The following is a 12,721-nucleotide window of genomic DNA, read 5'->3' as shown; positions in this document are numbered from 1 at the left end:
TAGGGTGGATTCTCGTGAACGACGCGCCGATCGGAATCTTCGACTCCGGGGTCGGCGGGCTCACCGTCGCACGCGCCGTCTCGTCTCTGCTGCCGCAGGAGTCGATCCTGTACATCGGCGACACCGCGCGCTCGCCCTACGGGCCGAAGCCGATCGCCGACGTCCGCCGCTACGCGCTCGAGGTGCTCGACGACCTCGTCGCCCAGGGCGTGAAGATGCTCGTGATCGCGTGCAACACCGCCTCGGCGGCCATGCTGCGCGACGCCCGCGAGCGCTACGACGTGCCGGTGGTCGAGGTCATCAACCCCGCGGTGCGCACCGCGATGTCGACCACGCGCAACGGCCGCGTCGGCGTGATCGGCACGGCCGGCACGATCAGCTCCGGCGCCTACCAGGACATGCTCGGGGTCAACGAGCGCCTCACGGTGTTCGCGCAGGCGTGCCCGCGCTTCGTCGAGTTCGTCGAAGCGGGTGTCACCGGTTCGCCCGAGGTGCTCGCCGTCGCCGAGGAGTACCTCGCGCCGCTGCGGGCCGCCGACGTCGACACACTGGTGCTCGGCTGCACGCACTACCCGTTCCTCGAGGGAGCGATCAGCTATGTGATGGGCCCCGACGTGAGCCTGGTGTCGAGCGACAGCGAGACCGCGAAGGACGTCTACCGTCAGCTGGTGTCGCGTGACCTCCTCGCCGGCCCGGACGCCGAGGCCCGCCACGTCTACGAGGCCACCGGCGCGTCGGCCGACGAGTTCCTGCGCCTCGCGCACCGCCTGATGGGCCGGGAGGTCACCGCGGTGCGCCTCGTGCAGACCGGCGCGATCGACCTTCCCCACGCCTCGAACCCCGCCCGCCGCCTCGGCTGAGGCATCCGTCCCCCTCCGGAGGAGAACCGCATGACCGACATCACCCGTGCCGACGGCCGTTCCGTCGACCAGCTGCGCCCCATCACGATCGAGCGGGGCTGGTCGAGTCAGGCGGAGGGGTCGGCGCTCATCTCGTTCGGCAACACCAAGGTGCTGTGCACGGCGTCGTTCACGAACGGTGTGCCGCGCTGGCTGACCGGCAAGGGCAAGGGCTGGGTCACGGCCGAGTACGCGATGCTGCCGCGCGCGACCAACGAGCGCAACGACCGCGAGAGCGTCAAGGGCAAGATCGGCGGCCGCACGCACGAGATCTCGCGCCTCATCGGCCGGGCACTCCGCGCGGTGATCGACACGAAGGCGCTCGGTGAGAACACCATCGTCATCGACTGCGATGTGCTGCAGGCCGACGGCGGCACGCGCACGGCGGCCATCACCGGCGCCTACGTCGCCCTCGCCGACGCGATCGAGTGGGGTCGCCGCAAGAAGTTCATCGGCCAGAAGTCGCAGGTGCTGTTCGACTCGGTCGCCGCGGTGTCGGTCGGCATCATCGACGGTGAGCCCATGCTCGACCTCGCGTACGTAGAGGATGTGCGCGCCGAGACCGACATGAACGTCGTCGTCACCGGCCGGGGCCTCTTCGTCGAGGTGCAGGGCACCGCCGAGGGTGCGCCGTTCGACAAGCGTGAGCTCGATGCCCTGCTCGAGCTCGGCGTGAACGGCTGCGCCGACCTGCGCACGCACCAGCTGGCCGCACTGCAGCCCGCGGGGGAGTGACGGATGCCCCGGATCGTCCTCGCGACCCACAACCCGCACAAGGTCGAGGAGTTCCAGGCGATCGTCGCGGCGACGCGTCCTGACCTCGAGGTCGTCGGGTACGACGGCCCCGAGCCCGTCGAGGACGGCGTGACCTTCGCCGACAACGCACTCATCAAGGCGCGGGCGGCCGCCGCGCACACCGGGCTGCCGGCGCTCGCCGACGACTCGGGCGTGTGCGTGGACGTGCTCGGCGGGTCGCCCGGCGTCTTCTCGGCATACTGGGCCGGGCACGCGAAGGATGCCGTGGCCAACCTGAACCTGCTGCTCGACCAGCTCTCCGACATCGCCGATCCGCACCGCACAGCGCAGTTCGTCTCGACGATCGCACTCGTCGTGCCGGCGGCCGACGGGGAGGCTGTCGAGCACGTGGTTGAGGGCGTCTGGCCCGGGCGCCTCGCGGCGGCTCCGGCGGGCACGGGCGGCTTCGGGTACGACCCGATCTTCGTGCCCGACGGGCAGGAGACGGGCGCCGAGCGGACGGTCGGAGAGTGGACGGCCGACGAGAAGAACGCGGCATCCCATCGCTCCCGCGCCTTCGTGGCGCTGGCGAAGCTCCTCGCGGACCTCTGACCTCCGACCTCTGACGCCGGGGATCAGCGCCGCTCCACGACGGGCAGCTCCACCACCTGGGAACGGCCGGGTTCGGAGTGCAGCGTGAACCCGGCCCGCCCGCTGGAGCGGTAGAGCGCGGGGAACGCACCGGTCAGCGGATTGCGGGGCGAGAGCTGGCGACCGGCGACGTGGAGCCGCAGTTCGTCGCCGGCGCGGAAGAACGTCGCTGACGGAGCGAACTCGATCTCGACCTCGGTGGCGGTGGCGCGCGCGTCGATCCGGCGAAGTCCCGTGGTGACGAGATCCCGGCCGAAGCCGTACGAGCCTTCGAAGGGGACGAAGCGCCCGCCGCTCCACTTCGAGAGCCCGACGAAGATCGAGACCGGCCCGGCGACCGCCGCGCTCACCCACAGCCGTACGCTCGCGTCGCCGGTGACCTCGGTGTCGGCGGCGAAGACCCACGAGAATCGCGCGGCGCGTCGCCTTCCCGCGGCCACCGATACCGATCCGCCGGAGACCGCTGCCGACGACAGGCGCCCACCGTCGGCGAGGTGGAGCCGCAGCGGCCGGGACTCGGGCGGCCAGCGCTCCTCCTCGCGGACGGCATGGACGAGATCGCCGCGCTCGCGCACCTCCAGCCGCACCCGTGGCAGCGACCACGGTGCGCCCTTCAGGTGCGTGTCGAGGAAGGCGTGCTGCACCGTCTTGGCCTCGTCGCCGTAGAAGGCCGCCCACTTGCCGGTGCGATGGGTGAACAGGTGGCGGTCGGTCGACCCGGCCAGGGCGAAGGCGCGGAAGCTGCCGCGGGTGTGCAGGTTGGCGTCCGAGAAGCTGCCGCAGACGAGCATCGGGGTCTCGATCCGGCTGAGGTCGGGCGCCAGCGAACGCCACCAGGCGTCATCGTCAGGACGCGCCACGGCCTCTCGACCCAGATCGGGGGACATGCGCGCGCCTCGACGGACGAGGGTGGTCCACAGTCGGGAGAATCCGATCTCGCGCACCCCGCCGGGGTAGAAGAAGTCGCGATACGCGTCGGTGAAGCCCTCCCAGGGGACGATCGCACGCAGATGCGGCGGGCGCAGCGCCGCGGCCTTGTACTGCGAGATCGCCAGGTACGACACGCCGAGCATCGCGACGCCGCCGTCGCACCAGTCCTGCGCGGCGATCCACTCGATCGCGTCGTAGACGTCCTCCGCCTCGGCGTCGGTCATCAGCGAACCCACGCCGTCCGACCGGCCGGCCCCGCGCACGTCGAGGTTGACCACTGCGTAGCCCTGCGGGACCCACCAGCCAGGGTCCGGGGCCTCCCAGCTGGTCTCGTCCGAGATGTGCACCGGGGAGGTCTGGCGCAGGATGCGGAACTGCGGATTGATCCGGTAGCCGCGGCCCGTGCGTCGGGGCAGCGCGTCTTTGCCGTAGGGGTGCGCGCAGAGGATCGCCGGCATCGCGCCGCCGCTCGCCGGCAGGTACACGTTCGCCCGCAGAATCGTGCCGTCGCGCATCGGCACCTCGACGTCGCGCCGGATCCGCACGTCGGCGCCGATCGGCGTGACGACGACGGGGGGACGCACCGCCCGCGCCACGCGCCGGCGGGCATAGGCGAACGCGCCGCGGCGGTGCCAGGGGCGATCCGTCGCTGCATCGACGCCGTGCTCCACGTCGCGACCGTATCAGGCGGCGCCCACCCCCGCCGACAGTGAGAATCAGACTCATTCCCGACTGGGCGCAACGGCGCTGCGCGGCGGGGCGCCGGGCTTAGCCTGAGGTCATGCACGATCACGCGCCGACCGGGATCCGCGGGGCGGGCAACCGTCGCCTGCTGGGGATCTCTCTCGCGATCACCGCCACCGTCATGGTGGTGCAGATCGTCGGCGCGGTGCTGTCGGGATCGCTGGCGCTTCTCGCCGACGCCGCGCATATGTTCACGGATGCTGCGGCCCTGGTGATCGCCCTGATCGCGAGCACCGTCGCGGCCCGGCCCGCGAACGACCGGCGCACCTTCGGGTATCAGCGCGCCGAGGTCTTCGGTGCGCTCGTCAACGGCGTGATCCTCATCGTGCTGTCGGCGTGGGTGGCGTTCGAGGGCATCTCACGCCTGCTGCACCCGGGCGAGACCGAGGTGGCGGGCGGGCTGATGCTCGTCGTCGCGATCGTGGGACTCGTGGCCAACGGGGTGGCGATGTGGCTGCTCAGCGCCGCGCAGCGGCGCAGCATCAACGTGCGCGGCGCCTACCTCGAGGTGCTCGGCGACCTCATCGGCTCGGCGGCGGTGATCGTGGCCGCGCTCGTCATCGTCACCACGGGCTGGTACCAGGCCGACGCGATCGCGTCGCTGTTCATCGCCGCGATGATCATCCCGCGGGCCATCGGCCTGCTGCGCGAGGTCGTGTCGGTGCTCGCCGAGTCGGCGCCCCAGGGCACGCACGTGCACGAGATCCGCGAGCACATCCTCGCCACCCCCGGAGTCGTCGACGTGCACGACGTGCACGTGTGGCAGCTCACGCGCGGGGCACCGGTGTTCACGGCACACGTGGTCGTCGAGGGGAGCGCGCTCAGCGACGGTCGGGCCGCCGGCATCCTCAGCACCCTGCAGTCGTGCCTGTCCGACCATTTCGACGTCGAGCACTCGACGTTCCAGCTCGAGCCGGCCGGCCACGTCGAGCACGAAGCCCACGCATAGCGCGCGCCGTCAGTCCTCGCGTCGCACCTCGGACGGGGACTTGTCGGGCCGCAGGCCCCGCCATCGCGGGTGGCGCAGGATGCCCCCGGGCGTGAACTCGCCGTACTCGACCTCGCCGACGAGGTCGGGCCGCACCCACAGGGCGTCGCGCGCGTCGAGGGCCGGCACGCCGACCAGCGGGTTCTCGTCGATGCGCAGCGGCGTCAGCCGCTTCAGCAGCGCGGTGAGCGTCGAGTCGCTGAAGCCGCTGCCCACGCGGCCGGCGTACTGCAGGCCCTCGTCACCCGGAATGCCCAGCAGCAGCGAGCCGAAGGTGCTGCTGCGGCCGCCCTTGCCGGGACGGATGCCCGCGATCACCACCTCCTGCGTGCGCGTGTTCTTGACCTTCAGCCAGGACTCGGAGCGGCCGCCGCGGAGATACCGCGAGGCCGGGTCCTTCACGACGATGCCCTCGAGCCGCAGCCGCCCGCTCGTGTCGAGCGCCGCGTCGACGTCGTCGAAGACGGGCGGCACGGTGATCGGATCGATGGATGCCGCGGCCACCGCCTCGAGCACATCACGCCGTTCGCGCAGCGGCAGGCCGGCGAGGTCGTCGCCGTCGTGCGAGAGCACGTCGAAGAGGTAGTAGCGCACGGGTGTGCGCCGCGCGACGCGCGCGATGTCGCCGGCGTGCTCGAGGTTCATGCGGGTCTGCAGCAGCGGGAAGCTCGGCCGGCCGTCGGGTTCGAGGGCCACGAGCTCGCCGTCGACGACGCACGGCTGATCGCCGAGGCCGGCGTCGGCGGCGGTCAGTTCGGGGTAGCGGTGGGTGACCTCGTTGCCGCTGCGTGCGAAGAGCCTCAGGCGCCGGCCGTCCCACGCGCCGACGGCCCGGATGCCGTCCCACTTCATCTCGACCCAGGGGTCTGCGTCGTCGCGGTCGGCCCACCCCCGGGCCGCGAGTCGCGCCTGGGCGGGCGTCGCGCTCGTCGACAGCATCGGTCTGAGGCCGGCCGCGGGCGGCGAATCCGACGCTCCCGCCGCCCGGCCCCCCGCTCCGGAATCAGGCGATGAGGCGAAAACAGGCCGGTCCGGCGCAGATCCTCCTGATTTCGCCTCATCGCCTGATTCGGGCACAGGTGGGCGGCGGGGGGCGCGGGCACCGCGGGGGGCGTCAGCCTGGGGGCTGGGCTCGACGACGGCGCCGTCCGGCTGAGGGCGGCCCGCAGCATCCGTCTTCATCCGATGCAGGAGCCAGCTCGACTTCTCGCCCTCACCCGCGGTGCGGATGAGCGCCAGGCGCACACGCCCCAGGGGGCCGCCCGGGCGGCCCTCGAGCGTCGCGATGACCTCGTCGTCGCGCCACTTCTCGAGGTCGTAGCGTCCGTCGTCCCAGATCGTCACGGTGCCGCCGCCGTACTCGCCCGCGGGGATCGTCCCCTCGAACGTGGCGTACTCCATGGGGTGGTCCTCGGTCATGATCGCGAGGTTGTTGCGCTTGTACGAGTGGGGGACGCCGCGCGGTACCGCCCAGCTCACCAGCACGCCGTCGTGCTCGAGGCGGAAGTCCCAGTGCAGGGCGGTCGCGTGGTGCTCCTGGATGACGAACCGGGGCAGCTCGCCGTGGGGCGTGGCGCCCAGCGGGTTCGCGGGCACGGGCTCGGGGGTGCGGTCGGCGCTGCGCTTGGAGATGTAGGCCGACAGCGGGCCCGACTCCGCGTCGCGGCCCCCGGCGTGGAAGCCGAGCGCCGCCATCGGATCGCCGATGGTCTCGATGCGATCGAGCACCTCGGTGAACTCGAGGTGCCTCAGCGCCGGATCGTCGAGCTCTTCCCACGTGCGCGGCGCGGCGACAGTCGGGTGCGGTCGCCCGCGCAGCGAGTAGGGCGCGATCGTCGTCTTGGACCCGTTGTTCTGGCTCCAGTCGATGAGCACCTTGCCCTGCCGCTGCGCCTTCTTCATGCTGCTGACGACGAGCTCGGGGTGGTCGGCCTCGATCGCGCGGGCGAGCTCGTTCGCGAGCGCCGACGCCTGCTCGGTCGACTGGCCCGGCGGCAGCGCGGCGTACAGGTGGATGCCCTTGCTGCCGCTCGTGACCGGATAGGGCTCGAGCCCCATGTCGAGCAGGATCTCGCGCGCCCAGCCCGCCACCACGGCGCACTCGGCGAGGCCGGCACCCGGTCCGGGGTCGAGGTCGAGCACCAGCCGGTCGGCGGGACCGCGACCGCCCGTCGCGTCGAACCTCCACTGCGGCACGTGCAGCTCGAGGCTCGCGACCTGCGCGAGGTAGACGAGCGTCGGCACGTCGCCGATGAGCGGATACTCCTTGGTGCCGGTGGAGTGGGGGATCGGCATCCGTCGCACCCACGACGGCGCGCCCCGCTCGAGGTCCTTCGCGAAGAACACCATGCCGGGGTCGTCCTCCGTGCCGACGCCGTCCGGCCAGCGCTTGCGGGTGACGGGACGCCCCACGACGTGGGGGATCAGCACCTCGGCGATGCGCGAGTAGTAGTCGATCACCTCGCCCTTGGTGGTGCCGGTCTCGGGGTAGAGCACCTTTCCGAGGTTCGTGATGCGCAGACGGCGGCCGCCGATGCGCACCAGCTGCTCGTCGCCCGCCATGGGCTCAGAGTATCGGCGCGGCGTCGTGCAAGGGGTGGCCGGTTGTCTGTGCCCTGGTGTTCACTGGTGGGGTGAGAGCGATCTGGAAGGGTGCCCTGACGTTCGGGCTCGTCAACGTGCCGGTGAAGGTGTACTCGGCGACTGAAGACCACGACGTCTCGCTGCACCAGGTGCACAACAAGGACGGCGGGCGCATCCGCTACCAGCGGATCTGCGAGATCGACGGCGAGGTCGTTCCCTACTCCGACATCGACAAGGCGTACGACGACGGCGAGAAGACGGTGGTCCTGACGAAGGAGGACCTCGACTCGCTGCCGGCCGAGCGCAGCCGCGAGATCGACGTCGTCGAGTTCGTGCCGAGCGAGCAGATCGACCTCCTGACGCTCGACCGCGCGTACTACCTCGAGCCCGATTCGGCCTCGCCGAAGGCCTACGTGCTGTTGCGCAAGACTCTCGAGCAGACCGACCGCACCGCGATCGTGCGGTTCTCGCTGCGGCAGAAGACGCGGCTCGCGGCGCTTCGCGTGCGCGACGACGTGCTCGTGCTCCAGACCCTGCTGTGGGCCGACGAGGTGCGCGAGGCCGCGTTCCCGTCCCTCGACGAGACGGTGCGGATCTCGGCGAAAGAGCTCGAGCTGTCGGCCTCTCTCGTCGAGAGCTTCTCGAGCGACTTCGATCCCGAGGAATTCAAGGACGAGTACCAGGAAGAGCTGCGCACCCTCATCGAGGCGAAGCTCGAGAAGGGCGACGCGCTCGACACCTCCGAGACCTTCGGCGAACAGGAGGAAGAAGTGACCGGCGGCGAGGTCATCGACCTCATGGCGGCGCTCCGCGCCAGCGTCGAGAAGTCGCGGGCGGCACGAGAGGGCGGTGCGAAGGCCTCGTCAGGGAAGACGGATGCTGCGGCCCCCGCGAAGACGGAGCGCAAGTCATCTGCGAAGAAGCCCGCGGCGAAGAAGAAGCAGGCCTCCTGACGGACGGAGGCTCCGCCCGGCTCAGGCCTTGGGGGCCTCGCCGTGCTCGGGACCCCGGTCGAACACCTCGGGGTCGAGAACGAGCGCCTCGGCCTCGGCGTGGTCGGTGACGACGTCCTCGCCGGCGGCCGCGGCCTTCTTGGCCTTGCTGCGCTCGCGGAGGTAGTGCCACAGCGTGACGAGCGCGGTGCCGCCGACGGCGACCAGCAGGATGAGGTCGATGTAGTTCTCGACGAACGTCGCGACCGGCGGGATGTAGCCCAGCAGGTAGCCGAACATCGTGAGGCCGAAGCCCCACAGCACCGCGCCGATGAAGTTGTAGAGCGTGTACTTCCACTTGTTCATGTGGCCGACGCCCGCGGCGACGGGGGCGAAGGTGCGGACGATCGGCACGAAGCGCGCGAGGATGATCGTCAGGCCGCCGAAGCGCTCGAAGAAGGCATTGGTGCGTTCGACGTTCTTGACGCTGAACACCCCCGATTCCTTCTTCTCGAAGACCGCGGGGCCGCCCTTGTGGCCGATGTAGTACCCGACCTCACCGCCGACGAACGCCGCGAGCCCGATGAGCAGCGAGACCACCCAGATGTTGACGCCGAAGATGTTGCTGGTGTGGGTCAGGAGGCCCGAGATGACGAGGAGGGTGTCGCCCGGGAGCAGGAACCCGACGAGGAGCCCGGTCTCGGCGAACACGATGAAGCAGACGACGGCGAGAGCCCACGGGCCTGCCCATTCGATGATGGCGGCCGGATCCAGCCACGGGATCAGAGCTGTGGGAACTGCGTGCACGATGGTCGTCCCGTCGTCAGTCGGCGGAGGAAGATGCGAGAACTCGCGTGCGGAAGGTGGGACTTGAACCCACACGCCCGGGGGCACAGGAACCTAAATCCTGCGTGTCTGCCAATTTCACCACTCCCGCGAGGCTCTCAGTCTACTGAGGCGACTGGAGGTCGGCTGTGGGGCTGGCCCCCGTTCCGGCCGGGGGATCAGCGGCGGATGCCGAACAGGAAGTAGCTCGCCGGTCCGATCCAGTTCACGAGGATCGCGGGGATCCACGCGGCCTTGGGCCCGCGCACCTCGTCGGCGTCGCGATGGGCGAGATCCCAGAACGCGAGGAACGCGAACGCCACCTGCACGATGCCGAGCACGCCGAGCCCCGCCTTGGCCGCAGGGGCCATCTCCGTCTTCGTCATCGTCGTCCCTTCGTCGGTGCTTCCATCCTGCCCCCGAACCGTGCCCGCCGCATCTGTGGATAACTTTCGGCTGGCTCGGCGGCGAATTGCGAGGATGCTCACGTGACTTCCCCCGCCGCCCCCGTCGCGAACCTCGTGGCGGAGCGCGTGCGCGAGCGACTGCGGGCAGAACGCTCCGATCCGACGCGGGATCCCGAGTTCGCGGCGCAGGTCGCGCGCGCCGAGGTGCGCCGCCACAACGACTTCGCCCTCGCGCGGGGGCTTGCGCCCGTCGACGACGAGACGGCGTGCGTGCGCGAAGTGCTCGCCGCGGTGTCGGGCTTCGGCCCGCTGCAGGCATACCTCGACGACGCGACGGTCGAAGAGATCTGGATCAACGCACCCGACCGCATCTTCGTCGCCCGCGGCGGGGTGCACGAGCGGACGCCGCTGATGCTCACGGATACGGCGGTGCGCGATCTGGTGGAACGGATGCTGCAGTCCAGCGGCCGTCGGGTCGACCTGAGCCAGCCGTTCGTCGATGCGTCGTTGCCCGACGGCAGCCGCCTGCACGTCGTGATCCCCGACATCACGCGGCGGCACTGGGCGGTCAACATCCGCAAGTTCCTGCCCGCCTACCGGGATCTCGGGCGGCTCGTCGCGGCCGGGTCGATCGCCCCGGAAGCGGCGACGATGCTGCGCGATGCGATGATCGCGGGGCAGTCCGTGCTCGTCTCGGGCGCGACGCACGCGGGGAAGACCACCCTGCTCGGCGCGCTCATCGCGGCATGCCCGCCCGAACACCGGATCGTCACGGTCGAGGAGACGTTCGAGCTCGCGGTCGCGGCGCCCGACCTCGTCTCGCTCCAGGGCCGGCAGCCGAGCCTCGAAGGCACCGGCGAGGTGACGCTGCGCCGCCTGGTGAAAGAGGCGTTGCGCATGCGTCCCGATCGCCTGGTCGTCGGCGAGGTGCGCGATGCCGAGGCACTCGACCTGCTCCTCGCCCTGAACACCGGCGTTCCCGGCGCGGCGACGATCCACGCCAACTCGGCGCGCGAGGCGCTCGGCAAGCTCGCCGCCCTGCCGCTGCTGGCCGGGCGCAACATCGACTCGAGCTTCGTGCAGCCGGCGGTGGCAGCATCCGTCCATCTCGTGGCGCACTGCGAACGCGACACGAGTGGAGCGCGACGCGTGGTCGAGATCGCCGCGCCGACCGGCGTCGCCGACGGTGTCATCAGCGCGCGCACCCTCTACCGGGCGGGCGCCGCGTGACCTTCGTGTGGGGCGCGGTGCTCGCCGCCGGACTCCTGCTGACGCTGTCGCCGTGGCTCTGGCCCGCTGGCGCACATCGCCGCCCCGCCGCGGCACGGCGCGGCCGGGTCGCGCGCCTGCTCGAAGACGCGGGCATCGCGCGCGTGTCCGTCCCGTCGATCGTGGTGGTCGCGGGCGTGTGCGCGGCGGTGGCGGCGGCGGTGGCGTGGCTCATCGCTCCGGTCGCGGCGCTCGCCGCCGTGGCCGCGGTCGCGGGTGGGCTCGCGCCGTTCGGGTGGCTGCGGGCGCGCCGGTCCAAGCTGCTGCGCACGCGGCGCGCGCTCTGGCCCGACGTGTGCGACCTGCTCATCGCGTCGGTGAGGGCGGGGATGTCGCTGCCCGACGCCGTCGCGAGCCTCGCTGATTCCGCACCCGCCGAGCTGCGCCCCGCATTCGCGGCGTTCGCCCGCGACATGGCGGCGTCGGGGCACTTCGACTCGAGCATCCAGCGGCTCAAGACCACCCTGGCCGACCCCGTCGCCGACCGCATCGTCGAGACGCTGCGCATGGCTCGACAGGTCGGCGGCACGGAGCTCACGACCGTGCTGCGCGCACTCGCCTCGTCGGTGCGCGCCGACGCGGCGCCGCGGGCCGAGGTCGAATCGCGGCAGTCGTGGATCCGCGGTGCGGCCGTGCTCGGCGTGATCGCGCCGTGGGTGATCCTCGCGATGCTGGCGATGCGTCCGGAGGGCGCCCGCGCGTACGGCAGCCCGGGCGGCATCGCGCTCATCCTGGTCGGCGCCGCCGTCTCGCTGGTCGCCTACCGGCTCATGATCCGGCTCGGGCGGCTGCCCGAACCACGGCGGTGGTTCGGATGACCGGGTTCGCGATGGGCGACGTCGCCTACGCCGTCGTGCTCGGCACGGCGCTCGGCGTCGGGGTGTGCCTGCTGGTCTCCCTGGCGCCGAGGTGGGGTGCGCCGAGCCTGGCGCGGCGGATCGCGCCGTACATCCGCGACGTCACCGATCCGCGGGGCCTCGACGTGGCGACCCCCGCGCGCGGAGGCTCGTCGTTCGCGTGGACGGCGTTCGCCGAGCGTCGGCTCGCGCGGCTCGCGGGTGGCGACGCGGTGCTCACGCGGCGCCTGCATCAGGCGGCCTGGACCATCGACGCGGCACGCTTCCGCGGGCGCCAGCTCGCGTGGGCCATCGCGGGACTCGCGGTCGGCGGCGCAGCGGTCGTCCTCTTCGTGCTGGTCGGCCGCGGTTCGCCCGTGCTCGGCCTGCTGCCCCCGGTCGCCGCGGTTGCTGCCGCATTCGCCTACGACGCGTGGCTCACGCGCGCGGCGCGGGCGCGGGCGGCCCGCATCGAGGACGAGCTGCCGACGGTGCTCGAGTTCCTCGCGCTGTGCCTGTCGGCGGGTGAGGGCATCCTCGACTCGCTGCGTCGCGTCAGCGACGTCGGCGCGGGGGAGCTCACCGCCGAGCTCCGGGGCGTCGTCGTCGCGGTGGGCACGGGCTCGCCGCTGTCGGAGTCGCTGACCCGCCTCGCCGCGGGCCTCGAGATCCCCGCGCTCACACGGGCCGTCGATCAGCTGGTCGCAGCGATCGAGCGCGGCGCCCCGCTCGCGCACGTGCTGCAGGCGCAGGCGATCGACGCCCGCGAAGACGCCAAGCGCACCCTCATCGAACGCGCGGGCCGGAAGGAGATCTACATGCTCTTCCCGCTCGTGTTCCTGATCCTGCCGCTCAGCGTGCTGTTCGCGGTGTTCCCGGGGATCTTCATGCTTCGACTCGGACTCGGCTGACGGCCGGAAGG

At 71.6% G+C, this 12,721-nt stretch carries 12 protein-coding genes and 1 tRNA gene; 8 read left to right on the top strand and 5 right to left on the bottom strand.

What is annotated here, in order from left to right; all coding sequences use genetic code 11:
• Nucleotides 1-14 precede the first annotated feature (14 nt).
• The 3 genes from murI to rdgB are packed head-to-tail and all read left to right on the top strand — an operon-like array spanning nucleotide 15 to nucleotide 2,246.
• Complete coding sequence (murI, locus tag ACFC1I_RS04825) at nucleotides 15-860, top strand: glutamate racemase (RefSeq protein WP_376006700.1); 846 nt, start codon at nucleotides 15-17, stop codon at nucleotides 858-860.
• A 30-nt stretch (nucleotides 861-890) separates the two neighbouring features.
• Complete coding sequence (rph, locus tag ACFC1I_RS04820) at nucleotides 891-1,634, top strand: ribonuclease PH (protein ID WP_376006699.1); 744 nt, start codon at nucleotides 891-893, stop codon at nucleotides 1,632-1,634.
• A gap of 3 nt (nucleotides 1,635-1,637) precedes the next feature.
• Nucleotides 1,638-2,246, top strand: a complete 609-nt coding sequence (rdgB, locus tag ACFC1I_RS04815; RefSeq protein ID WP_376006698.1) for an RdgB/HAM1 family non-canonical purine NTP pyrophosphatase — start codon at nucleotides 1,638-1,640, stop codon at nucleotides 2,244-2,246.
• A gap of 23 nt (nucleotides 2,247-2,269) precedes the next feature.
• On the opposite strand, the gene ACFC1I_RS04810 is transcribed toward rdgB, so the two are convergent.
• Complete coding sequence (locus tag ACFC1I_RS04810) at nucleotides 2,270-3,886, bottom strand: CocE/NonD family hydrolase (protein WP_376006697.1); 1,617 nt, start codon at nucleotides 3,884-3,886, stop codon at nucleotides 2,270-2,272.
• A gap of 110 nt (nucleotides 3,887-3,996) precedes the next feature.
• Here ACFC1I_RS04810 and ACFC1I_RS04805 point away from each other — a divergent pair, with 110 nt between their 5' ends.
• Nucleotides 3,997-4,908 (top strand): cation diffusion facilitator family transporter, encoded by a 912-nt coding sequence (locus ACFC1I_RS04805; protein ID WP_376006696.1) that lies wholly within the window; start codon nucleotides 3,997-3,999, stop codon nucleotides 4,906-4,908.
• Between the two features lie 9 nt (nucleotides 4,909-4,917).
• On the opposite strand, the gene ACFC1I_RS04800 is transcribed toward ACFC1I_RS04805, so the two are convergent.
• Nucleotides 4,918-7,509: an ATP-dependent DNA ligase gene (locus ACFC1I_RS04800; protein ID WP_376006695.1), complete on the bottom strand. Its 2,592-nt coding sequence runs from the start codon at nucleotides 7,507-7,509 to the stop codon at nucleotides 4,918-4,920.
• A 71-nt stretch (nucleotides 7,510-7,580) separates the two neighbouring features.
• Between ACFC1I_RS04800 and ACFC1I_RS04795 the strand changes: the two genes are divergently transcribed.
• Nucleotides 7,581-8,483: a Ku protein gene (locus ACFC1I_RS04795; protein WP_376006694.1), complete on the top strand. Its 903-nt coding sequence runs from the start codon at nucleotides 7,581-7,583 to the stop codon at nucleotides 8,481-8,483.
• 21 nt (nucleotides 8,484-8,504) lie between these two features.
• Here the strand turns inward: ACFC1I_RS04795 and ACFC1I_RS04790 are convergent, their stop codons facing one another.
• The 3 genes from ACFC1I_RS04790 to ACFC1I_RS04780 form a co-directional block, all read right to left on the bottom strand.
• Nucleotides 8,505-9,269 carry a DedA family protein gene (locus tag ACFC1I_RS04790; RefSeq protein ID WP_376006693.1) on the bottom strand — a complete coding sequence of 255 codons (765 nt, stop codon included), beginning with the start codon at nucleotides 9,267-9,269 and terminating at the stop codon, nucleotides 8,505-8,507.
• A gap of 48 nt (nucleotides 9,270-9,317) precedes the next feature.
• Nucleotides 9,318-9,399 (bottom strand) — tRNA-Leu (locus ACFC1I_RS04785).
• Between the two features lie 67 nt (nucleotides 9,400-9,466).
• Nucleotides 9,467-9,673: a PLDc N-terminal domain-containing protein gene (locus tag ACFC1I_RS04780; RefSeq protein WP_376006692.1), complete on the bottom strand. Its 207-nt coding sequence runs from the start codon at nucleotides 9,671-9,673 to the stop codon at nucleotides 9,467-9,469.
• A gap of 102 nt (nucleotides 9,674-9,775) precedes the next feature.
• Between ACFC1I_RS04780 and ACFC1I_RS04775 the strand changes: the two genes are divergently transcribed.
• From ACFC1I_RS04775 to ACFC1I_RS04765, 3 genes are read left to right on the top strand one after another with little or no spacing between them, the layout of a single operon-like run.
• On the top strand, nucleotides 9,776-10,924 hold the full coding sequence (locus tag ACFC1I_RS04775) for a CpaF family protein (protein ID WP_376006691.1): 1,149 nt from the start codon (nucleotides 9,776-9,778) through the stop codon (nucleotides 10,922-10,924).
• On the top strand, nucleotides 10,921-11,781 hold the full coding sequence (locus ACFC1I_RS04770) for a type II secretion system F family protein (RefSeq protein WP_376006690.1): 861 nt from the start codon (nucleotides 10,921-10,923) through the stop codon (nucleotides 11,779-11,781). Before ACFC1I_RS04775 ends, ACFC1I_RS04770 begins: the two co-directional genes overlap by 4 nt.
• Nucleotides 11,778-12,710, top strand: coding sequence for a type II secretion system F family protein (locus ACFC1I_RS04765; protein ID WP_376006689.1), 933 nt, complete (start codon nucleotides 11,778-11,780; stop codon nucleotides 12,708-12,710). The genes ACFC1I_RS04770 and ACFC1I_RS04765 overlap by 4 nt, the downstream gene beginning before the upstream one ends.
• Nucleotides 12,711-12,721: the final 11 nt, after the last annotated feature.

It is taken from the genome of Microbacterium sp. NPDC056044, from assembly GCF_042267145.1.
GTDB lineage: Bacteria > Actinomycetota > Actinomycetes > Actinomycetales > Microbacteriaceae > Microbacterium.
Note: the sequence above shows the minus strand (reverse complement) of the source record. Positions and strands in the feature narration are given on the sequence as shown.